The organism is Myxococcus sp. CA051A (genome assembly GCF_013336705.1).
Taxonomy (GTDB): domain Bacteria; phylum Myxococcota; class Myxococcia; order Myxococcales; family Myxococcaceae; genus Myxococcus; species Myxococcus llanfairpwllgwyngyllgogerychwyrndrobwllllantysiliogogogochensis.
In genome coordinates this window covers 35,351-57,263 of record NZ_JABUMS010000025.1, presented here as the reverse complement: position 1 = coordinate 57,263, position 21,913 = coordinate 35,351, and the positions used below count along the sequence as shown (strand labels likewise).

The 21,913-nt window shown below is 65.5% G+C and carries 17 protein-coding genes and 4 pseudogenes; 9 read left to right on the top strand and 12 right to left on the bottom strand.

The window, feature by feature from the left end; all coding sequences use genetic code 11:
* Positions 1-194 precede the first annotated feature (194 nt).
* Both HUA74_RS41065 and HUA74_RS41060 read right to left on the bottom strand, forming a co-directional pair.
* The gene (locus HUA74_RS41065; RefSeq protein WP_174458939.1) at positions 195-3,512 is read right to left on the bottom strand and encodes a C45 family autoproteolytic acyltransferase/hydolase; all 3,318 of its coding nucleotides are present in this window, start codon (positions 3,510-3,512) and stop codon (positions 195-197) included.
* A 158-nt stretch (positions 3,513-3,670) separates the two neighbouring features.
* On the bottom strand, positions 3,671-4,621 hold the full coding sequence (locus HUA74_RS41060) for a hypothetical protein (RefSeq protein ID WP_141647650.1): 951 nt from the start codon (positions 4,619-4,621) through the stop codon (positions 3,671-3,673).
* Between the two features lie 59 nt (positions 4,622-4,680).
* Here HUA74_RS41060 and HUA74_RS41055 point away from each other — a divergent pair, with 59 nt between their 5' ends.
* Entirely contained in the window at positions 4,681-5,091 is a 411-nt protein-coding gene (locus HUA74_RS41055; protein WP_141647649.1) for a VOC family protein, read from the top strand.
* A 74-nt stretch (positions 5,092-5,165) separates the two neighbouring features.
* On the opposite strand, the gene HUA74_RS41050 is transcribed toward HUA74_RS41055, so the two are convergent.
* Genes HUA74_RS41050 through HUA74_RS41035 form a run of 4 tightly spaced genes read right to left on the bottom strand, consistent with a single transcriptional unit; the run spans position 5,166 to position 7,788 of the window.
* Positions 5,166-6,059, bottom strand: coding sequence for a 1,4-dihydroxy-2-naphthoyl-CoA synthase (locus HUA74_RS41050; protein ID WP_141647648.1), 894 nt, complete (start codon positions 6,057-6,059; stop codon positions 5,166-5,168).
* Between the two features lie 40 nt (positions 6,060-6,099).
* On the bottom strand, positions 6,100-6,264 hold the full coding sequence (locus HUA74_RS41045) for a hypothetical protein (RefSeq protein WP_174458938.1): 165 nt from the start codon (positions 6,262-6,264) through the stop codon (positions 6,100-6,102).
* A gap of 52 nt (positions 6,265-6,316) precedes the next feature.
* Positions 6,317-7,069 carry a double-CXXCG motif protein gene (locus HUA74_RS41040; RefSeq protein WP_141647647.1) on the bottom strand — a complete coding sequence of 251 codons (753 nt, stop codon included), beginning with the start codon at positions 7,067-7,069 and terminating at the stop codon, positions 6,317-6,319.
* Positions 7,069-7,788, bottom strand: a complete 720-nt coding sequence (locus tag HUA74_RS41035; RefSeq protein WP_174458937.1) for a TIGR02269 family lipoprotein — start codon at positions 7,786-7,788, stop codon at positions 7,069-7,071. The genes HUA74_RS41040 and HUA74_RS41035 overlap by 1 nt, the downstream gene beginning before the upstream one ends.
* Positions 7,789-7,950: 162 nt before the next feature.
* Here HUA74_RS41035 and HUA74_RS41030 point away from each other — a divergent pair, with 162 nt between their 5' ends.
* Both HUA74_RS41030 and HUA74_RS41025 read left to right on the top strand, forming a co-directional pair.
* A complete protein-coding gene (locus HUA74_RS41030; protein ID WP_174458936.1) occupies positions 7,951-8,370 on the top strand; it encodes a hypothetical protein in 420 nt (139 codons plus the stop codon).
* A 171-nt stretch (positions 8,371-8,541) separates the two neighbouring features.
* Positions 8,542-9,432, top strand: a complete 891-nt coding sequence (locus HUA74_RS41025) for a DUF1003 domain-containing protein (protein ID WP_174458935.1) — start codon at positions 8,542-8,544, stop codon at positions 9,430-9,432.
* A gap of 83 nt (positions 9,433-9,515) precedes the next feature.
* Here HUA74_RS41025 and HUA74_RS41020 read toward each other — a convergent pair whose 3' ends face one another.
* The 3 genes from HUA74_RS41020 to HUA74_RS41010 form a co-directional block, all read right to left on the bottom strand.
* Complete coding sequence (locus tag HUA74_RS41020) at positions 9,516-11,249, bottom strand: PA14 domain-containing protein (RefSeq protein WP_174458934.1); 1,734 nt, start codon at positions 11,247-11,249, stop codon at positions 9,516-9,518.
* Between the two features lie 507 nt (positions 11,250-11,756).
* Positions 11,757-12,464: a hypothetical protein gene (locus HUA74_RS41015; RefSeq protein WP_174458933.1), complete on the bottom strand. Its 708-nt coding sequence runs from the start codon at positions 12,462-12,464 to the stop codon at positions 11,757-11,759.
* A 257-nt stretch (positions 12,465-12,721) separates the two neighbouring features.
* Positions 12,722-13,204 carry a hypothetical protein gene (locus tag HUA74_RS41010; protein WP_141647640.1) on the bottom strand — a complete coding sequence of 161 codons (483 nt, stop codon included), beginning with the start codon at positions 13,202-13,204 and terminating at the stop codon, positions 12,722-12,724.
* A gap of 834 nt (positions 13,205-14,038) precedes the next feature.
* On the opposite strand from HUA74_RS41010, the gene HUA74_RS41005 reads away from it, so the two are divergent.
* The gene (locus HUA74_RS41005; protein ID WP_141647639.1) at positions 14,039-15,289 is read left to right on the top strand and encodes a hypothetical protein; all 1,251 of its coding nucleotides are present in this window, start codon (positions 14,039-14,041) and stop codon (positions 15,287-15,289) included.
* 142 nt (positions 15,290-15,431) lie between these two features.
* On the opposite strand, the pseudogene HUA74_RS41000 reads toward HUA74_RS41005, so the two are convergent.
* Both HUA74_RS41000 and HUA74_RS46990 read right to left on the bottom strand, forming a co-directional pair.
* Positions 15,432-16,517, bottom strand: a pseudogene (locus tag HUA74_RS41000) (serine/threonine protein kinase); the annotation flags it as partial.
* A 277-nt stretch (positions 16,518-16,794) separates the two neighbouring features.
* A pseudogene (locus HUA74_RS46990) lies at positions 16,795-17,508 on the bottom strand (DUF2381 family protein); the annotation flags it as partial.
* A 922-nt stretch (positions 17,509-18,430) separates the two neighbouring features.
* On the opposite strand from HUA74_RS46990, the pseudogene HUA74_RS40990 reads away from it, so the two are divergent.
* Both HUA74_RS40990 and HUA74_RS40985 read left to right on the top strand, forming a co-directional pair.
* A pseudogene (locus HUA74_RS40990) lies at positions 18,431-18,631 on the top strand (transposase); the annotation flags it as partial.
* 78 nt (positions 18,632-18,709) lie between these two features.
* Positions 18,710-19,198, top strand: a complete 489-nt coding sequence (locus HUA74_RS40985; protein WP_174458932.1) for a hypothetical protein — start codon at positions 18,710-18,712, stop codon at positions 19,196-19,198.
* Between the two features lie 237 nt (positions 19,199-19,435).
* Here HUA74_RS40985 and HUA74_RS46215 read toward each other — a convergent pair whose 3' ends face one another.
* Entirely contained in the window at positions 19,436-19,594 is a 159-nt protein-coding gene (locus HUA74_RS46215) for a hypothetical protein (RefSeq protein ID WP_246137689.1), read from the bottom strand.
* A 459-nt stretch (positions 19,595-20,053) separates the two neighbouring features.
* On the opposite strand from HUA74_RS46215, the gene HUA74_RS40975 reads away from it, so the two are divergent.
* The 3 genes and pseudogenes from HUA74_RS40975 to HUA74_RS40965 form a co-directional block, all read left to right on the top strand.
* Positions 20,054-20,302 carry a hypothetical protein gene (locus HUA74_RS40975; RefSeq protein WP_174458931.1) on the top strand — a complete coding sequence of 83 codons (249 nt, stop codon included), beginning with the start codon at positions 20,054-20,056 and terminating at the stop codon, positions 20,300-20,302.
* A gap of 203 nt (positions 20,303-20,505) precedes the next feature.
* Positions 20,506-21,480: a WD40 repeat domain-containing protein gene (locus HUA74_RS40970; protein ID WP_174458930.1), complete on the top strand. Its 975-nt coding sequence runs from the start codon at positions 20,506-20,508 to the stop codon at positions 21,478-21,480.
* Between the two features lie 83 nt (positions 21,481-21,563).
* Positions 21,564-21,899, top strand: a pseudogene (locus HUA74_RS40965) (tyrosine-type recombinase/integrase); the annotation flags it as partial.
* Positions 21,900-21,913: the final 14 nt, after the last annotated feature.

Below are 21,913 nucleotides of genomic sequence, written 5' to 3'. Positions count from 1 at the left end.
GGAAAAAGGGACGGGGGATGCTGCCGGACCCGAGTGGTCGTCGTCCATCCGGGCAGGCAGGAAAAACACCCGCGCGCCCGCCCTATTCCTCGGGGAGTCCCCCGCCCTGGCTGCAATTTCGTGGAAACAGCCGTTTCCGGCCCCGCCCCCGTTCAGGAGGCGAGGCCGCGAGCGCCCACTCCCGCCTCAGGCCCTCAGCGCTGGCCCATGACGGGAGCGGGCACCGAGGTGGCGGGGGCGGGCACCGGAGGCACGACGGGCGCGGGAGCCGGCGTCACCGTCACGTCCTGCGACAGGGCCTCCACGTCATGGAAGCCCTTCGTCGTCACGTCGCCGTTCCGGAACAGGGCCCAGCCCTGGAGGTTGCGCTGGTAGGTCCGCGTCATGTGCCACAGCTGGATGCCGCTGTTGGCGACGAAGAGGTACAGGGCGCGCTTGGGGTTCCAGGGGTTGGGCAGGGCCAGGGCGATGCCGTCGTCCGGGCGGCCATACGTCTTGCCCTGCCAGCGGAAGAAGCGGCGGCCCAGCTCCATGGGGAGCTTCTTCTCCTGGGCCAGCCGGGCGAGCAGCGCGTTGTCCTCCGCCCCGCCGAAGACGACCAGGTCGCGATCCGCCAGCTGCGCGTCCGTCACCTCGAAGTCCGGCGCCACGGGGACCAGCCGCTCGGTGAAGACATCCGCCAGCGACTCGCGGTAGCCCAGCACCAGCGTGCGCATGGACTCCGTCTGCCGGGCGGTGCCGTGCACCATCAGCAGCTTCTCCCAGGCATCCGTCTGGTTGGCCAGGACCTGGTAGCGCTCGCGCGGCACCGGAATGTCATTGCCCGCGTTGAAGACGACGCGCACGGGCGCCTCCTTGGTGCGCAGGACGAACGTCTCGCTCGCGGTGCCCTTCACCTCCACGCGCTCCAGCGTGGAGCCCTTCGCCGTGTGCACCTCCACCAGCGTGACGAAGTGCCAGGGCTTCGGGCCGGGCTGCTCCACCTTGAGCGTCACCTCATAGCCGTCCTTCACCTGCGCGGCGGTGGCGCGGAAGCGCGGCTGCGGCAGGCCCGTGCGCTCCAGCCACTGGCCGACGAAGGAGCCCACGTCCTTGCCCACCGCCTCCTGCGCGGTGCGCTTGAAGTCCGCGGTGGAGATGTCCTTGTTCGCGTAGCGCGCGTGGACGGCGTTCATCACCTTGGAGAAGTCCGCGTTGCCCAACAGCAGGCGCAACTGGTGCAGCGCGAAGGTGCCCTTGATGCGCGGCACCAGATAGGTGCCATAGCGGCCGTACTCCGTCTTGACGGAGGCGGGCAGCACGTCCGCCTCTCGCGAGGTGGTGAAGAGGTAGCGGTCATTGAGGTCCGCGAGCACGTCGCGCTGCGCGTCGAAGGCCTTGTCCTGCTTGTCCTCGTGCGCCGACACGTCGCGCAAGAGCTTCCAGTACGCGGACGTGCCGCTGATGAGCCAGTTCTCCCCGTCCGACGCGGGGAACAGGGTGTTTGCCCACAGGAGCGACTTGTCGAAGCCGACCGCGTCCTTCACCCGGGAGAAGTCCCGCTTGGCGGCCTGGGGCTCCTCGGGCGCCTTCCACGTCTTGCGCGCCTCCTTCAATTTGGCGGCGACGTAGATGGGGCTGAACGTCGTGTAGCCCAGCGACAGGTGCGGCGTGGCGCCGGGAAGGTCCGGCATGAAGCGGCTGCCAATCATCTTCTCGCGCAGCGTCGTCTTGCCGTAGTGGGCCAGGAACATCAGCTTCTCGGCCATCTCCGACGTGGTCACCTTGCCGTCGCACGCGTGCGGGCGGTTGATGGGGCTGGAGGCCATCATCCGCGTGGCGGAGTCCAGGTCGAACCCCTTCTTGCCGAACTTCGCGTAGTGCTCCCAGAAGGCGATGTCGCGGTTCCAGGTGTTGAAGGCCAGGTCCGCGGGCGCGTTGTCCGGGCTGGAGACGGACTCCTTGCGGACCTCCAAGTCGCGGTTGTTGTTGTTCGCCCAGATGAAGTCCTTGAGGTTGCCCGGCGTGTCGGAGGTGTTGCCCTTGCTACCGGTGCGCCACAGCCGCGTCTTCTTCGTGCCGAGCAACAGGCAGGCGCCCTCGTCCGTCTTCGTGTCCGCGAGCGTCCAGTCGTTGGTGTACAGGCCGTTGTTGTTGTCCTTCATGATGCGCGCGACGTCATCGATGGAGGACGCGTACTGCGCCGCCTTGCGGATGCGGTTGCTCTGCGGGGAGCCATTCAGGTCGAACGGGGTCTGTCCCACCGTCGTCTCGCCGATGACGATGCCCGCGGAGTTGATGAACCAGTCCGCGCCGCTGTGGATGCCGCCCGGGAAGGTCTGCATCACGAAGCGGTGGCCTCGGGTGGGCTGCACGTCCAGCACCACGTCCCAGTGGACGCCGGTGTAGCCGTTCCACATGAAAATCTGCCCGATGATGGCGCGGCCGTCCTTCGTCGCGGACTTGGTGGCGACGAAGGAGGAGCAGTGGTCACCCTTGCCTCCGCGCTCGGCCTCCTCGTCGGCCTTGAGGAAGGTGCGGCCGGACAGCGAGGTGGAGGTGGCGCGGTTGGCCTCCTCCAACTGGCCCGCGTCCACGGCGGTGTTGAGCGTGACGATGTCGAGCACGTCCAGCTCGCGGTCCTTGAACTTCGCGCCGGCCTTGTTCGCGCCGTCGGCGATGCCCTTCATCTCCTCCAGGTACTCGGCGTCGAACTTGCGCAGGAAGAGCGAGTCCGCGAGCAGTCGCTGGTGGCTCCATCCCTTGGCCGCATCCGTCTTGTCCTTCTGGATGCCGAGCTTCTCCATGTACCGGACGATTTCCTGCGAGGTCAGTTCACCGAACTGGACGCCGCGCTCGTAGGGCTCGCCCTCGATGTGGACGTAGATCCACCCGCCGTCGTCGTAGCGGAAGCCCTTGCCCGCCCAGCGCACGGACTCCATCGGGACATACGCGGTGATGTCCTCCACGGGCTCCAGGCGGACATCGTCATACCAGACGGAGCCGGTGGCCTTGCCGTTGCGGCCCAGGTGGAGCTGCACGCGGTCCGAGGACTGGGTGGCGAAGAAGAGGACGGAGGCGCGGGTGCCGGCCTCACCGCCCGGGGCGGGTGCGCAGTTGGTGAAGGGGAAGCTCTTCATCGAGAAGCAGGCGCCGTGGGCCGTGGGATAGCGGGCCTGGGGGTCGACCTGGACGCCCTTGGTCCGCACCCAGGCGCTGAGCCGGTAGAGCTGGCCCACCTGGAGCTGGAGGTTCTCGGACTCGACGGTGGTCTCGCCACCGCCCTGAGGGCTCTCGATGAGCAGGCCGCGCGAGCCCTCCACCTTGCCCTCGGCGCTGGAGGCCACCTTGCCAGGTCCCTGCGAGCGCCAGAACGCGGGCACCGAGGAGGACCCTCCGGCCACCTCGAAGTTTCCGTTCGGCACCGCCGAGGACTTGACGGGGGAGGCGGCCACGGCGGGCGCGGCCTGGAGCAGGCTCGCGGACAACAGCAGCACGCCGAGGAGCTTCGACGTCTGGGGGAGGTCGGTCATGTCGTTCCCTTCCCGAGCAGGGCGGGGCAACAGCTCGGGGAATCGGGGCGCATGACACTGCCGCGCGTTTCGAGCGTCAACCCTTCACGTCATCCAAGGCACCATGACGCGAGGTGACTTCCACACCCACCCCGACACTGCGTGCGCCCCCTCCCCTGTCAGCGCAGCAACCGGCCCGACGCGTGGAGCACACTGCGCGCGGCCCGGCGCACCGCGTCCACGCGCCGCGACTCCACCCAGGGAGGGTCCACGGGAGCGTCCCAGTCGAACACGCGCAGCCGCGACAGGAAGCCCTGCTTCACGCAGCCCTCCAGGCTGAAGACGTGCAGGTCATGCGTCCAGCGCACCGCGAGCCGCAAGTCGCGCGACAGCTCCGTCCAGTCCAGCGGCGGCGCCGAGAGGACCCCTGGCAGCTCCACGCCGCCCCCTGTGCTGCCCACCGCGAGCGAGCCCGTGCCCGGCGCGTAGCTCCACAGGAGCGCGGCGCCTCGGGGACGCACGAAGCTGGTGTAGAGCATCAGCACCTCCCGGTCCGCGGGCACGTCCACCAGACCCGCCACGCGCCGCAGCACGGAGGAGCGCGCCTGGCGCTCATCCACGATGAAGGGGAACTGGTACGCGTCCACGCGGTAGCCATCCACGCGGATGCGCTCCACCAGCGCGTGGTAGCCCGCCCTCGCCTCGCGGGAGCGACCTCCTCGGAGGATGAGCCGCGAGAGCATCCCAGGAAGACTCCGCAGCGGCGCTTCGGCCCACCTGCGCAGCTCCTGGATATCGGGCTCGATGTCCAACCCCACGCCGGCCCACTCGAGCTTCTCGTCGTCCGTCCACGTCCTGAAGGCTTCGTAGCGCGCACGCGCTTGCAGCACGTTGCCCGCGTGGAACCAGTAGCCCTGCTCCGGAGGGAGCAGGAGCCACGCCGTGACGGGGATGCCCGCGCGGTTCAGGCGGCGCACCACATCGGCTCGCTCGGGGCTCAAGTCCAGGAGTCCCAGGCTCACGCCGGCGCGCATCGCCTGGAGATCGTCGATGACGCCTTCGGTGTTGAACAGTTCGCGAAGTGGCTCCGGAGCCAGCTCGCAAAAGAAGGTCAGGAAATGGGGTTTCATGGCAGCCTCGCGCCTCCACGCGTACCCCCTCAGGGGCGCACATTTCCGCGAGGAGCACCATGGAATTTCACAGAGGCCGGATGCTCGACCACGTCCACCTCCGCGCCAAGGACCTGGCGGCGAGCAAGCGGTTCTATCAGGCCATTCTCGAAGTGTTGGGCATCCCGCTGGGCTCGCATGGCCCCGACAACTTCTTCGCGGACGAGCTGTTCGTCAGCACCGCGGACCCCGGTGCGCCGAGTGGACGCGGCGTCCATCTGGCCTTCCAGGCGAAGGACCAGGAGATGGTGAAGCGCGTCTACGAGGTCGCGCTCGCGGCCGGTGGGAAGGACAACGGCGGCCCAGGTGAGCGGCCCTACCACCCGGGCTACTACGCGGCCTTCGTGCTGGACCCGGACGGTAACAACATCGAAGCCGTCTACCATGGCCCGGCGAAGCGCTCCGCGCCGTCCGTGGTCTTCACCGTGTAGGCAGCTGAAGCATGTGAACGGCCCGCTCTGGGGTGTCTCCGAAGCGGGCCGAGTCTCACGAAGCGAAGCGCGGTTCAGTAGCTCCAGGGGAAGCGCTTGAAGTCGCGCTTGCGCTTCTGCACGAAGGCGTCGCGGCCTTCCTGGGCCTCTTCGGTGCCGTAGGCCAGGCGCGTGGCCTCGCCCGCGAAGAGCTGCTGCCCCACCAGACCGTCGTCGGGCAGGTTGAAGGCGTACTTCAGCATCTTGATGGCGGTGGGGCTCTTGGTGTTGATCTCCGCCGCCCACTCCAGCGCGAAGTCCTCCAGCTTCTCGTGGGGCACCACGGCGTTGACCATTCCCATCTGGAAGGCCTCCTGCGCCGAGTAGTTCGCGCCCACGAAGAAGATTTCGCGCGCCCGCTTCTGGCCAATCTGCCGCGCCAGCAGCGCCGAGCCATAGCCACCATCGAAGCTGGCCACGTCCGCGTCGGTCTGCTTGAACACCGCGTGCTCCTGGCTCGCGATGGTCATGTCGCAGACGACATGCAGGCTGTGTCCACCGCCCACGGCCCACCCCGGCACCACGGCGATGACCGCCTTGGGGAGGAAGCGGATCTGCCGCTGGACTTCCAGGATGTGCAGCCGTCCGAGGCGTGCCGGGTCGGACTCGCCTTCCTCTCCCTCGTACTTGTAGCCGTCCTTGCCGCGGATGCGCTGGTCTCCGCCCGAGCAGAACGCCCAGCCGCCGTCCTTGGGGGACGGGCCGTTGCCGGTGATGAGCACGCAGCCCACGTCCGTCATGAAGCGCGTGGCCTCCAGCGCCTTGGACAGTTCGTCGACGGTGCGGGGACGGAAGGCGTTGCGCACCTCGGGACGGTTGAACGCGATGCGCACCGTGCCCTGGTCCACCGCGCGGTGGAAGGTGATGTCCTTGAACTTGTGGCCCTCGACGGGCGTCCAGCGGGCCGGATTGAAGATGGCCGAGACCATGGGTTTCTCACTCGGGAGAAAGGGGGAACGGGCGCGGACCCTACGCTGGCACGAAGGGAGCGTCCATCGTCCATCCGAGGATGGCGAGGTTCATTCCCCTGGGCTGGTCCCGCATGGGAGCGGTGAGACACTCGCCGCCTACCCATCCGAGCGCGGCGATGCGCAGGAGTTGGTGCAAGAGCGCTTCAAGTCGTTTGGCGTCCATGGTGCGGCACCGGAGGATCGAGCCCGCTGGATGGTCGACGTCAAGCAGACGTCTACGGCTGCGCTCCGCGATGAGGAACAGGCGGAGGCGTCGTCGGAACCTCCACCGCGAGCACTCCGCTGAGAGGCAGCAGTTCGCCAAGGACCTCGACGCACCGCTCACTCGCCAGGATGAGGGTCGGCATCATGGCGAAGCGGACCAGATCCAGGGACGGAGGGCTGGTCGCGTCCATCCACCACGGTTCGGGGATGTCGTACTCCTGCATGCCACAGTTGGCACAGGGACCACTGCCGTAGAATCGCGGCTGGCATTCTGATGCCAATCTCCCTTGCGGCATGAGTGCGAGTTCGTACAGAGGGCCGCGCTTGCTCCCGCTGATGCGCGCCTCAACGGGTGTGATGCCCGTGAGTTTCGCATCCTCGAGTTGCTGGAGCACGTCACCATGAACCAGCAACCTCCACGACTCCTGGAGCACGACAGGCGGCAGGTTGCCGCGGGCCCTGCCCACCAACGGCCCCAGGTGCGTACCTGGCGCAACCAGCGCACCCGCCGGTAGCAACGGCATCACGGCATCACGGAGCCGCGAGTACTCGTCCCACATCGTCTGTCGAGCCTTGCGATACTCGCGCTCACTCGACAGCGTGGTCAGGTCGACTGCCGGATAGTCGAGTCCAAGTCTGGCCCACTCGCCATGGCAGGTGGGACACACCGCACCTGGAAGCCCCCATCGATGCTCGGCTTGATACCCCCCTGGGTAGGCCGGGTCGCGATGCGGCAGCGAGCGACGCAACTCGAAATAGCGCATCACTTCCCTCCAACTCCGCTTGTCGGCACAGCGAACAACTCATCGAGCTTCGTCCAGTAGGACATGGGCATTCCGACCAGATGATACTTCTGAATCATGAAGCCCGCGTGCTCCATCAGTTCCCACTTCGTAGCCTTACTGATGCCTCGCTCCTTCGCCTCAATGAAAGCGCGCCAATCCGCGTTCCACGGTCCGCCGTCTTTGCCATCGTGGATTTGGCGATGACGCCGCACGTCGATGGCAAGGGCGAACTCGTGGATGTTGATGCCACGCAAGGTGAAGTAGTTCTCGAGCGCGCGAGGGAAAATGTGGTGCTTCTCCTTCGGGACACTGGCCCACTCGGCATACGCCTTTCGGAGTCGCGCCTGGCTCGGCAACTCCTCGGCACGATGCCACGGGATGACGAGCACGGGGCCTCGGCCCGGGAGAGGTTGGGCTGGGCCCCGCATTCGCTGCTGTGAGGCCGCGGCCGACGCCGGCATCGGCCCACGGAAGGCCACCGGAGCGGAAGCAAGGTCCTCGCACCGGTACAGACCGCATTCGCCACTCGCGCACGACAGGGCGACACACCCGCTGTCGTCCTCTGCTGCCGCGGCACACTCTTCGGCGGACACGTCATCAACCGGCAGCAGCGCGGCATCGCGGTGCACCACACTCGATGGCGTCGCGCAGGCCCACAGCAGAATCCCGAGGCAAATCACCCAGGTTGTCCTTCGCATGCGCACTTCCCCCCGCCGGACGTCGGCACTTGTTCACCATGCCCGTCCCGGCATCGGGCCGACCCTATCAGCCCCCGACCGGACAGGCAGGCCCTGCCTTCAAGCGTGTCAGTGGCCATGCTTCCCGTGGACGACTGCTCCGCTCAGCCCAGGAGGTCTCGAATGAAACGATGGACCCAGCACCTGCTCCTCGGACTCCTGCTGAGCACGCCTCCCCTGGCCCTGGCCGTGGACACCCAGGCGAGCGGGGACTCGGCCCGTCCCTCCCCTGCCCCGGATGCCGAGGGCACGAGCGGCACACCTCGGGCCTTCTCCGGCCCGGTGCTCGGAACCGCGCCGGGAACACTCTTCGTCACCGGTCCCAGCGGCGCTTCGATTCCCATCCGCGTGACACACCAGACACGCATCGCCGGAGCGACTGTCCCGCGCGACCAGGACATCGAGACCTATCTGCGCGAGAACCTGAAGCCCGGCCGCTCCGTCCGCGTCCAGTTCGACGTCAGGCCCTTCTCCGACGGTACCCCGCAGAACGTCGCCTCCACCGTCGAGCCGAAAACCTCCCGCGAATCCCCTTCGCCGTGAGCCACGTCGCGAAAGCACCGCGACTCGTTGGAGCCACAGTCATCCGGCCGGGCCCTACTTTTCGGCCCTGGGAAAACCATCGTCCCGTGACACGGTGACGCTGGGCGAATTGCTCGGAAGGTGCCAGCCTGCGGAGCGCACGGTGCAGCCCTTCGCGAGGAACTCCGCGTCATGCCCGCCGACGTCGCCCTGCTCAAGGAAGTGCCCCTCTTCGCCGCCCTCGATGACGAGGAGCGCGCGCTGCTCGCAAACCAGCTCGAGGAAGTGCGCCTGTCCGCCGGAGAGAAGGTGTTCAGCCGAGGAGACCCCGGCGGCGCCATCTACATCGTCAGCTCCGGCGAGGTTCAAATCTCCGTCGAGGACACCACCGGCCAGGTCATCGTCTTCGAGACCGCGCGGCGCGGCGACTTCTTCGGCGAGCTGTCCCTGCTGGATGGAGACCCGCGCAGCGCGGATGCCCGCGCCATCCAGGAAACGTCCGCCCTCAAGGTGGACCGCGCCGACCTCGAGCTCCTCTTCCGGCGCCACCCCTCCAGCGCCATGGACGTGCTGACCGCCATCGGCCGTCGCCTGCGCGAAGCAGACAAGATGCTGCACAGCCGGCCATCACTCAGCCCCAACGAGATGGTGGAGGAGCGACTGACGACCATCCAACGACTCGCGGATGGACTGGCCGCCTTCAGCGGTACCTTCACCTTCATGATGCTGCACGCCGTGTGGTTCGCGGTGTGGATCACCATCAACCTGGGATGGATTCCCACGTTCCACGCGTTCGACCCGTTCCCCTTCGGCCTGCTCACCATGGTGGTCAGCCTGGAGGCCATCTTCCTGTCCTGCTTCGTCCTCATCAGCCAGAGCCGGCAGGCCGCCAAGGACCGCATCCGCTCCGACGTCGAGTACGAAGCCAACATCCGCGCCGGCATGGAGGTCACCCAGCTCCACTCCAAGCTGGACCACCTCTACGCGCAGACCATGGCCCGCCTGGACGCCGTCGAACGCGGGCGCCCACCCTCGGCTCCGACGACCTCCAAGCCCGGCCAGCCCGCGGCATCCCAGGGCTGACCGAGCCACCGCTGGCTCCAGGCTCAGTTTGGCGCGGAAGCCCAACTCGCCTCCATCGAGCGGAAGTGCAACGCCAGTTGGCGTCAGGGGGCGCAGATGATGACCGAATCAACCTCCAGGTCTGGCGGGTCATAGACCGCCGCGGTGTCCGGCCCGACGTTCCAGGTCCCCTCCGGCTGCACCGCGAAGTCGATATAGGGGCGCCACCCATCGGCGAGCGCCGTGCGGAAGGCCTCGTCGGTGACCCTCCCGTTGAAGCCAGACGTCTGGTAGGTCGCGGTCCGCACCAGGATGCGCGAAGAGCCCAGGCTGTCCCGATAGTAGTATCGGGCAATCGCCGGAACCGCGGCGGCGTCCCACTCGACTTCCCAGACGTGGGCCGCGGAGACCAGATTGGCGAAGGGGCCGACTTCGTTGTTCGAGGTGTGAATCATCGGGCTCGAGCCGACGTGCGTGGTGGCCGAGAACTTGTTCGGGTCATTGGCCGTGCCCTTGGGGGAATCCCACCAGGTCTCGATGAGGTCGAGCTCGCCATAGCGTGCATCGCCGAAGCTGTTGCGGGCCCACAGGGCGGGGAACGTGCCGGGCATAGGGGTCGGCATCCTCGCGTGGAAGGCCATCGCGCCCCTTCCCGGAGCGAAGGTGCCCTTCCCCTTCAGCCATGCGCCCGAGTAGTAGTTCGTGCCCGCGCACCTGGCGGGATTCTCCGGCGTGATGTTGGGATAGGGGTCCGCGCAGTGGCGCTTGGAGGCGACCTTCAGCTTGCCGTCCTCCACCTTCACGTTGGCGCGGAGCATCTTGGTGAGCTGCGTGAACGCGCCCCCGCTGGGGTTGTTGTTTCCCTGGATGACGTCCCACTTCGTGGTGTCGAGGGCAGTCCCGTCGAAGTCGTCGCGGAAGAGCTCGTTGGTGAAACCCGGAGGGCAGTCGAGCCTCGTGACAGGGATGGGAGGGCCCACGGGGCCGGGGAAGAGGTTCTCCTTGGGGATGATGCCCTTGGGCGTCGACGGCGATGACCACGAGAGTGTGGCCACGGCGTTGCCAGTGTTCTCGAAGTACTCGAGCACGATGTCGTAGGGCTCGCCGGCCTGGAGCGCGCTGGTCCCGGAGTTCTCGATGGCACCGTGTGCGGTCCAGTTGTCGATGATGCGCGTGCCATTCACCGTCAGGCGGATGCCATCGTCGCTGGTGGTGTAGAAGGTGTACGTCTCCGTGTGGTCGGCGCTGACCTTGCCCGTCCAGCGCACGCTGAAGGTCTCGGCGCCGAGGTCGGCGAGAGGCGCGGCCGCTCCCCAATTGAAATCGACGGTGGCATCCACTCGACTCACCGAGGCGCCAGTGAATTCGACGTTGTCGAAATATTGCCCCTGGAGCCCGGTGCCGCTGCGACCCGTGACGTCGAGCCAGATGATGGACGAGACCAGCGATCCGGCCGCCGCACTGTTCTCGAAGAGCAGCTCGGTCCGGAGCAACCTTGCGTCCGCCACATCCAAGCTGGCGAACGTGTCGCTGAAGTTCCCGGGAGTGGTGGTGAGTCCGTGGAGGGGCCCCGTGGCGAGCAGGGTCGCGCCATCGTAGAGCTTCACGCGGAGCGAGCCGGCGCCTCCGTTGATGGCCCATCCGTCGTAGTTCACGACGACTTTCGATGCGCCGCCGGGCATGGCGCTGTCGTGATAGCCCAGCGTCAGGGTCGATGACGTTCTCGCGGGGGCGCTGCGCGCGAACGAGCCGCCGCGATCACTCGCCGCGAAGGAGACACCGTCATCCATCAAGCCATGGATGGGCGCGCTTCCTCCGCCCGCCCAGATGCCGCTCATGGCCTCGTCGCTGCTCGGAGACACACTGGACGAGACGAGCGCCGATGGCACTGTCTCACTCGCTTCGAGGTCGTCACCCTTCTCGGATGAGGAGCCGTGGCACGCCGCGAGGAAGGCAAGGGAGAAGACAGGGAGAGTCCGGAGCGCACGTATCGCTCTGTTCATGAAGAGCACCCTTGGTAGGCACAGCGCCAGGAATTCCAGATGTCTCAAATTCCATGTAGCGCGGTTGCACCAACAATTGTGCCTGGGGCTTTCTCACCCCGTCAAGCCATCGCTTCGCTTGTCTTCACGAGTGCGTCGCAATTCGGAAGACTTCTCCACCAGGGGCGGAACCATTCCTCTCTCATGATGACAATGGCACCTTCGCAAGGGATTGAACCGCTCCAGCGCGCCCGCGTCGAAGTCGCTGTCGAGGTGCGCCCGCGCGGTGCGGCGCCGGCGCATGAGCTGTGCCTTGATGTGCTGGGCGACTCCTCGCGCCTGCGAGACCTGGAGCTGTTTGTATCAGTTCGCGTCGGTGGCCTGGGCGACCGGAACGCGGCACATCTCCAGGAGCTTCTTCTTCTGGACGGCCGAGGCGCCCGCCCAGTCCGGATGTTCCGAGGCGACACAGGTCGGCTGGGAGGGGGCCTCGGGCGGAGCCTCCGGCCTGGCGATCAACGCACCAGGGCCGCTGGTCTGTCCCAACTCCAGCTCCAGCAGCATGCCGCGGATGGCCTCCGCCTCGTCCTTCCCGGTCATCTGGTCCCGGCCGTGCCAGAGCGAGCCGGTGATGACATTCTTGTCGCATCTCGGCACCCAGGCGGGCGGAGCGTCACTGCACACCGCGCGGCCATCCAAGGTGGGGTTGCCGAACAAGTCCATCCGGGTGACGCCGTCCTCGCGTGGCGTCAGCAGCACGAAGAACATGGACCCCACCGTGTTCGTGGAGCCGTAGACGATGTCGCCCCCCGACACCGTGGTCAACGCCGTGCGCAGTCCCTTGAAGACGTAGACGAGGCTCCCGTCCTTGCGGACTTGCTTCTCCGTCACCGGGAAGCCGCGCTTGCTCATCAACTCCGTGATGCGTCGCGCGGCGTCATCCGGGCCTCCTTGGAGGAGTGCCTCGGACTTCTTCGCGTCCAGGAATGAGTGACTGCTGGTCCGAATGCTGGAGATGCAGCCGCTGCCCAGCATCACCATTCCCGCCAGGGCCCATGCTTGGATTTTCATGGGAAGGCTCCCTAGCATTTGTCATTCCAAGCCCATCGCTCGTCAGGCTTTCGAGCGGAGAGGGCCCCGGCACCTCGCATCCGCGCGCCGCGTGTCTTCATGACAGACCTTGATGCGGGGAAGTACGTAGATGCTGATTCCGCATGTTTTGCGGAAATCGCACTGCCATTTCTTCCACGCGCGTGTCTCCACCCGCCCGGGCCCCGAAGTGGCCAGGGACGGGCGGGCACTGACTCCGGGCGTTGAGGACAGCCAGCTCAGGGCTCGGGGAAGCCTTCGCGCACCCACACGTTGGCGGTGTCCCTGTTGAACTTGAAGTTCATGGGCACGCGATGCTTCGCGACAGTCGCACCCGCGTCGTCGGTGGCCGAGAGCAGCGCGTGGGGCTCATACTCATCGGCCACGATCTCCAGCAGGACCTCGTACCAACGGCCCTCCCAGGCGATGGAGAGCTTCCGGGTCAGGGCCTGGTCGCGCTGTCGCGCGGAGCGGTCGAGGACCTCCGAGGCCGTCTTCACGAAGGTCGCGAACGCTGGCGCATCGAAGGGCTTGGGGTTCTTCTTGTCGCGGCCCATCACCCACGGACTGATGAGGACGGGCTCGGCAATCCCCTGCTTGCGGATCTCCACGGCCCAGCCGTCATCGTCCTCGTTCTTGATGACCCGGGCCGACCAGCCATTCTTCTGCCAGAACGTGGGCTCCATCACTTCAGGCTCGGTAGGCGTTCGCTCGTCGCTCATGGGGTTCCTCATACCCTCCGATGGCCATTTGCCAGAGCAGAGAATGAGCTTTCCCCTGCACCACGGAAGTCGACCGCGCGCTCGACCGCCTCGCGGCCGAGCGCTCCTCGCTGGATGGGAGGCGGCGGGGATCGAACCCACGGCCGGCGTTGCGAAAACCCCAGCAGAATCGCGCCCTTACCTCGCAACCGCCCGGAACCACTCGGATTCGACTTCCCTCCGCGTACCGCCCTGTCCCGGTTCGTCCCAACCCGTTCCGCAGCCTTCTGCGACATACCTGCAACATGGCGCCAGCCCCCGAGCAGTGAGGGCCGGCACCTGGGCGCCGTCCTAAACGACGGAGCGCGATTCCCGATCGGCCTGGAGAGTAGGCGGGCGCCAGCAGCGCGGTGATGGGGCTGCGCCACCTCCACCGTGGTGGCCGCCGTGCTGCGCTAGCAGGAGCGCGGCCGTGAGGGACTGCGAGATGGCAGAGCCTTCAACGGCCAGGTCGCCCGCGACCATGGGACGCGCGCTGGCCTCGGTGGGCGCACGTCGCAAGGGTGCGCTGCCCCTGGCCCGCGCGGCGGCGGCGGCACCAGCGCCAGTGGCAATTGAAGTGCCGGGCCACCTACGCCCGTCCCCAGGAGCCCGTCCTCTACGAGGACGAGATGGACGTGCACCTCAACCCCAAAATCGGGCCTGAGCTGGGGAGAGCGCCCGGGCTGTCCGGCCACGCTTCATGCCTATCTCAAACATGTAAAACATGCAATAATTGAATAGACAACAAATACGGCAAACTGCAAGAAGGAGGCAGTTGGTGTGATGCCAACTATTTGCACACAAAGGAATTCTATGTCCAAGCTTCACAAGGCGCTGCTGACAGCTTCCGTTGCGCTCCTCGGTTTGAACGGGTGTGGCGGCGCCGACCTCCCGGACGCGGAGGTGGTCAGCACCCGCCAGGGGGTGGAATCCGCGACGGCCATCCCTCTCCCAATCCCCGCCTGCGCGCTTCTCCCCGATACGGACCGCGACGGCGTCTGCGACGTGGTGGAGCTGTTGCTGGGCACCAATCCCAACAACCCCGACACGGACGGAGACCGCCTCAACGACTACGCGGAGTCGTTCGGCTTCGGCGGTGGCCTGGACCTGACGGCCCTCGGCGCGAACGCGCGCAGGAAGGACGTCTTCGTGGAGGTGGACTACTATCCCAACCTCAGGCCCAGCCAGGCCACGCTGGACAAGGTCATCACGGCTTTCGCCAGCGCGCCGGTGAGCAATCCGGATGGGTCCACTGGCATCACGCTGCACCTGGTGCTGGATCAGCAGATCGCCGCCGCGGACGCGGACATGAACCTGAGCCCCGTGTGGACGGAATTCGACGTCATCAAGGCGAAGTACTTCGCCGCCGCCCGCGCGCCCTACTTTCACTACGCGGTGTTCGCGCACCAACACAACGGGAACTTCTCCAGCGGTATCTCTCGCGGCCTCCCCGCGCATGACTTCCTGATGACGTTGGGCTCTTTCAATGGCACCGAGCAACAGCAGGCCGGCACCCTCATGCACGAACTGGGTCACAACCTGGGCCTGGACCACGGTGGCAACGACGGAGCCAACTACAAGCCCAACTACCTGAGCATCATGAACTACGAATACCAGTTCTATGGATTCGAACTTGGCGGCACGGTCGGCGCGCTCGACTACTCGCGTGTGCACGTGGATTCCATCAACGAGGCGGCCGTCAATGAGCTCACCGCGTTCGCGGCCGTCGCCCCGTCCACCGGGTCGGAACTGACTAGGTACTACGGGCTGCGCTTCAACGACGCCCAGGTGGCGATGTTCTCCGCAGCCGACTTCGTCGACTTCAACAACAACCGCCAATACGACTTCAACACCATTGCGTTGGACTTCAACCGCGACGGCGACGCGACGGATGTGTACCCCGTGTCGCAGAACGACTGGGCGGCCCTGTTGTACGACGGCGGCGGCCAGATTGGCTTCGCCACGCCGGGCATCACCCAGGACCTGGGCCGCGAGGAGCTGTTCCTCGTCGCCCCCGAGAAGATGGAGCCCTGCCTCACCGGGGACCCGCGCGACGCCCGCTAACCCGCTTCAGGTAAATCGGTGAACCGTGCTCGGAGAGGGAGCGGATGACCTCTCCGAGTGCGCGGCCTTTCCCAGCCCCGTGCTGCGTGCCGTCACCGCACGACGCGCAGCATGAGACCTATCGAGAATCGCGCTCCGTCGTTTAGTTCGTGCTGATTTCGTCCTGGGATGCCTCAAAGCCTTGGGGACGCCGAATTCCCAGCTCGGTCAGCGCCTCGCCGGCCAGCTTCATGAGCTTGAGCAGCTCGGCTTCCGCGTCCTCCTGCCCGAAGACCTCACCGTCCCCCAGCCAGTGGCGCGGGTCCGCCGCCAACTCGCGCGCCGACTGGTAGCGGTCAGCGGGCTTCGCTTGAAGAAGCCGGCCCAACGTCACCCGCAACCCCTGCGGGAGGTTCTCCGTCAACGCGTCCAGGTCCGCCTGCGAGTAGGTCGCCGCGCGCCAGATCACGTCTTCAACCATGGGGTGACTGTTCGCGAGGCGGGCCCGTCGGATGGCACGCCGGACGCGCACGCGCTGCCTGACCGACAGCGAGCCCTTCACCTCTTCGGTCAGGTCGTCCGGAGCGTCGAGAAGGTTCCTCCCCGTCGCGATTTCGAGCATGACGACGCCGAGCGCGAAGAGGTCCGAACGCGCATCAACACGACCGGTCAGGAGCATTTCAGGAGAAGAGTAGAACGCATCCCCCAGCGGACGGCGCACCGTGGATGAAACGCGCCCAGGCAAGTCCGACAGGGCGAGTCCGAAGTCGGCAACCTGCACGCCACCCTTCCAGTCAACGAAGATGGTCCCCACGTCGACGGCCCGGTGAACGATGTTGAGGGGCCTCTCCTCGCCGTCCCTGGCCTCGTGGGCGTGCTCAAGAGCCGCAGCCACCTTGGCCCCCACGTACAGCGCGAACAGGGGCGAGAACCGGCGCCCGCACTCCGCAGCGAGCGTCAGCATGTCGCTCACGCTGTGCCCTGACGGATGATCGGTGATGACGTACCAGCACCCTTCCGCCTTGTGCATCCCGTGGACGCGAAGGATCCCCGGATGGTTGAGGAAGGTCGCAAGACGCACCTGCTCTTCGAGCCTTACCCTTGCCCGCTTGACGCCCGCCCCCTCCTGGCCCGTCTGGGGGCCAACCGCATTGAGCAGCACCTTCCCGCGGGGGTGGTTGCCCTCCAGCGTCCGGCGCCGCGCGACGAAGAGGCTCAGCCCGTGGTGCGCATCGAACGCATCGCTCCTCTGTCCTCGGGAATGCCGAGCCTCCGTTTCCCCTTCCCCGAGTAGTGCGGAACGCTGCTGGAAAGTGCGCCTGCGCGTCGAGGGCTCAACGCCAGCGCATCCCGTTACGAAGAGAACGGCGCACAGTATCCAGCGGACAGCACACATTCTTCACCCCCATGCCTCTCTCCAAGGAAGGCAAGTGGGTTGAATGCTGGCATTCCCGTCTGACAAACGGCTAGGAACCGACTGCGCGGCGGAACCTTACAACGTCACCCCGACATGCCTCGAAGGCCCGTCAGGGGAAGGTCACGTTGCTAATCGTCACCGTGCGCGGCCCATTGGCCTCCCACAGCTTGAGGGCGAAGGGGCCGCGTGCGGATTCGCCGGAAGCCTCTGTTTCAATCACCACTCGCCCCTTTCCACCTGGGGTGATGGGTGATTCTTGCCAGACACGAAGCACCTTCAATTCCGTTCCAGGAACACCGCGTAGGGCGGCGCCGCTCGCAATCCACGGCAGTTCTCCGCGCAGGCCACTCAGTAAGACTTTCAGGGCTACACGCCCTGTCGAGCGATAGCTTTGCACCTTGAAAGGCTGAAGTACGCTCTTCGAGTCCGAGGGAATCGCCTCCGTCACAATTCTCCCGGCCACACCACTCACATCAATGCCGCCCATCGCGAGCAAGCCTACCAGCCCCCGGGACTCCATGTTCCGAGACCAAGCGCGCGCTTTCCTCCTGGCACCGCTGTGTCTCGGCTCGCGCTTCTCTTGCCTCTTGCCGGTACGACTCGACGGTTCTTGTATTCCGATACACCTCGACAACCGTGTCCGCACGCGCGGGATGGACGGTCAGTGAGAAGGATGCCCCGGGAGGCGCCGCGCCATCACGGAATCTCACCGAAACCCGGAACTTCTCTCCGGGACTCACTTTCGCAGAAGGGACCAACAGCATCGTCATGCGGCCCATGTCGACAATTGAGAATACCCCCCTCTCGTCCAATTCGACCCCATCTTGAGCCAGCTCAGAGTCGAAGAGAAGCATCGTGGACAAAAGTGCACATACTGAGCCGCATTGCCCGCCGGCTTATTCGCGTTTTCATGAGAGACGAGTCACAGAATCGACATTGACATACAACGTCCGCCACCTGACAAAACCCTTGTCCCATCGCACAATATCGACAATCCGACAAAAGACAGACATTGGAGTGGCTCGCGGGAGTTATCCCCGCCCCATAGCACACAAAGAAGTCGCGGCTATCACCTTGCTTCAGCAGCACCGCTGGACTGTTCTCACCTCACACCTGGAGACGAATCATGAGGCTTGTTCTATTTGCCACAACCCTCGCACTACTTGTTGGCCCTCGGGTTGCCCAAGCCCAGTGCAACACCACTGTCGTTGATGTCGGGCTCGTGACGACCGTGACAGTAACCGTGACGGGCGACGCACATGGATGCGAATGGGCAGACCTCAATCCCAATCGCTCCAACCTGACTTCCGTAACTGGAGCACTTGTCGCCTTGCCGGGAGCTACACGCCAATTCCTATTGCACGAGGGAAAGAGCTTCTGGCAACCGGGCGTCCTGGAACTAGGTGAAGCCGCGGACGGCGGTTGCAATACTAGCACAGATCCATACGTAATAACCTGCTCTTCCGCGATAGAATACTTCCCCAGTCGCAAGCCCAACTACAGATTGTGCGGAATCCGCGCTGGGCCCTTGCGCCCGCTTGAGAGCGCAACTACGGCATGTGTCTTTACTGCGCTCTAAGGCAGAGCACCTCACTCTCCTGACCGCCAAAGTCGCCGCACCCAAGCCCTCAATTGGCCTCGGTGCGGCGATGTTCGTTCTGAAGGACCACGGCGCTTCGTGCAACACCTCCCCTCGGGGGGCTACGCTACTCGCCCTCATCGGCAAGCAGCTCGCGCAACTCCACAACGGACGCTTTCGCGACGAGTGCCTCAGCATGGAATGGTTTCGTTCCAGGGTAGAGGCGAAGGTTGTCATCGAGGCGTGGCGGCAGCACTACAACCTGGTCCGGCCACACTCGAGCCTCGGCTACCTCACGCCTCTGGAATTTCGACGGCAGTGCGAAGCAGTGGTACCCGCCCCATCCCGGCCGGCACCTCTCGCGTAAAAGGATCCAGGCAGGTCATCTTCTCTGATGCGATGGTGCGCGATGTGTTGCTGAATGAGAGTCCAGGGAGAGAACCTGATGAAGAAAAACCTGATGTGCCTGACCGCCGTGTTCACGCTTTCCGTTGCCGTTCCCTCCTTCGCTTCTGAGCCACCCCCGGAGAGCAGCGCCGCCAGCATCTGCCCAATGACGAAGGTGACCGAGAACACGCTGAAGCTGAAGCCGAATAACTCATTCCCCGTGGGCGGAATCAAGGCCCCCAAGGTGTCGTGCCACGACAACAAGGAGAAGTTCAAAGCCGGGTACCACTTCAAGCTCTTCGTCTCCCCCGACCGTAAAGTAAGAATCGACTACCTTCACAAGCCCGAGGAAATCCAGGCCGCGTGCCAGAACGCCTGCATCGAGCAGTCGAAAAATTGCAAAGAGACGTTCGCGAAAGGTGACAAATCCAAAGTAGCCATGTGCACCGCCCAACTCCACGATTGCATGGCCGCCCACAACGAGTCTCATTCAGCCGTCTTCAAGAAGATTTCGGATACACACTGCACAAAGTACGGCGAACCCTGAACGACGGGTCGCAGTTCTCGAATGGCCTTATGCTGCGAGTCGAGCGGGACCAGCGCGCAGCAGCCGGCTTGCAGTCCGCTGCGCGTTGCGAGCTGCCAAGAGGCATCCACTCTTGCTGGAGTGCGGAGCCGCGTTGTCCGGGATGAAGTGCAGGCGCCGTTTAGTCGCGGGGCTTGAGGTTATGAGCAGGCATCCCATTCACGACGTAAGTCTTCGCGAAGCGTACGATAATCCGCATCACTTCACTGGCATCCGTCGGTTCGACGTGCGCCACTCGCCCAGGACGAAGCCGTCAATCAGCTCTCCGGGGCGCAGTTCGTCCGTGCGAATCCAGCCGCACGCCACCGTGCGCCAGCAATGGTCGGGCGTCACGACCAGCACGCGACCATCCATCATCACAAGCTTGCAGCGGGGCTGCGACAGGGCGAGATTATCGGGCTCCAGTGGAACGATCTGGACCTGCCCCAGGGCTTGCTGAGCGTCAACCGGACCATTTGGCGCGGTGTGGAGGACTCGCCTAAGAACCTCCAACAAAAGTCAGGATAGAGGCGGCGAAGGAGCATAAGGCAACGGCTCAGGACGAGGAATCCGAAATGGACGTCGTCCCTGCGCTCATCTCGAACACGGACACGGCCGAGCTGATTCTTCCAGGCCAATGGGCGCTCCACCACCCAGCGGAAACGCCCCAGACGCTCCTTCGACAGGCTCCAGCGCTACGTGAGGACCCGCAACGGCGTGGCTCCCTCTAACAGGTCGTCCCATAGCGCACCTCAAGAGGAGAACTCGGTGAGCGTGTCACGCCGAGCCGGTCCTTTCGCGTTTCGACGTGACCGGGAAGCCTCTGGTACGGATGTCGTGCAGCTCGAGGCGATGCTGCGACGGGGCGACCTCAAGTCCTCCGACCTGGTGCTCATGGATGGGAATTGGCAGACGTTTCAACAGGCCATTCCCTTCGAGGAGGTTTGTTTCGAGCTGGAGCGTCAAGCGCGCCCCTTCCAACTGGCCGCGTTGGCGCTCTCCCTCGTGTTGGGGTTGCGACTGGCGCTGGGGCTGACCTGGTTCGTCTGCTCCATCCCCGACTGGATTTTCGACTCCTCACGGTGACGCAGAGAGAGCGAAGTCCTGGAACCAGAAGTGGCAGATGGCGCACCAAGGGGGCCTTGGAGTTGCGGACCTCCGAGTCCGCGGGGTAGGAGTCCTCCTGTCTCGGTCCTCTCCCTTTGGCCGATTTTCACCTGACCATTGAGGCCCTGAAAGCCCTTCAAGCCCGCCGCAGAGCGGCTATGCGCGCTCCCCGGATCCTCACCATGCTCATGCCCTCCCTTCCGCTGACCCCTGACACCGCGAGGCACTTGTCCCTGCTGCGAATGCTGGGGCCGCCGGAACGGTCGACGTCCTCGCGGTGGCAGCGGTTGGCCTGGGATGCGTCGTCGCGCTATCTGTTGTCGGTCCAGAATCGGGGCGGTACGCCGCTGCGTTGGTGGGACCTGCACTCGGAAGAGTCGGCTCCGCTTGTCGCGCACCCCGTCTCCCAATGCGTGGGCGCGTGGTTCCTGCCCGACTCCCAGCGGTTTCTGTCCGTGACGAGGCGCGGCACCCTCCAGACCTGGTCCGTCACCGACGGCAAGCTGTTGTCCTCGGTGGAGCTTGGTGGGTCCGTCGCCCGTGGGTGCCTGTCGTCGGACGGCACGCGCCTTCTGGTCACGGCCAGCCAGGGACGCGTCCTACTCTGGAACATGGAGCGCGACTGGCTCATGTGGCGGCTGGAGGACCCGGCCTTCCTCTACGGCTGCGCATTGTCGCCGGATGGCCGGTTCGCGGCTGTGGGCGTCGCCGAGGAGCAGGACGGCGCCACGACACGTGGCTCGGTTCGCCTCTGGGATGCGCGGACCGGTAAGCTCGTGGGGGCCCGCACGTTCGACTCACAGGAGCTCTGGACCGTGGCGTTCACGCCGTCCGGAGCGTCGCTGGTCGCCGCGAATTCCGCTGGCCAGTTGTTGTTCCTGGACCTTCCCGGACTTGAAACCACTCGGATCATCAGGGCCCCGGCCTCCGGGGCCCTGCAGTTCGAGTTCAATCGGGAGGGCACCTTGCTGGCGGCTGGTCCGGACACGAGCGCGTTCGAGGTCATCGACGTTCGTGAGGGACGCAGCGTCTTCTCCTATTCGGACCTGGACGACCAGGAGGGAAGCACCGCGAACTTCTCGCCCGACGGACGCTTCGTGAGCTGGGGCATGGACGACGGCAAGGTGGGCGTCTGGGGCGTGAAGCCGCGGCCCTGACGCCGCTTGAGGTTGTTCAGCCCGGTCGCCTGACCGTCCTCGACGACTTGTAGCGCCGCAGCTCGCGCCCATCCTGCCTGGCCTTGCGCTTGCGGCCCCGGCGGTATGTTGCCTCATGCTCCTTCGGCGCCTCCATCCTGACTTTAGTTCGAGGTTCTAAGGGTGGACGCGAGCGGACGGTCGACCTGCCCCGTTCGGTGGTGGAGGCGCTCAAGTCGCACCGGCACCTGCGCGATCGCTTCGTGTTCTGCCAAGAAGACGGCCGGCAGCTCACCGACGGGAAGATGGAGGCGCCGCTTCGACGTGCGCTCCGGGTGGCGGGCATCACCCGCGAGCAGGGGCAAATAGGCTGGCACGACCTGCGGCACACCTACGGGAGCCACCTCGCAATGAGGGTGGTTCCGCTGAAGGTAATTCAGGCGTGCCGCTCCAC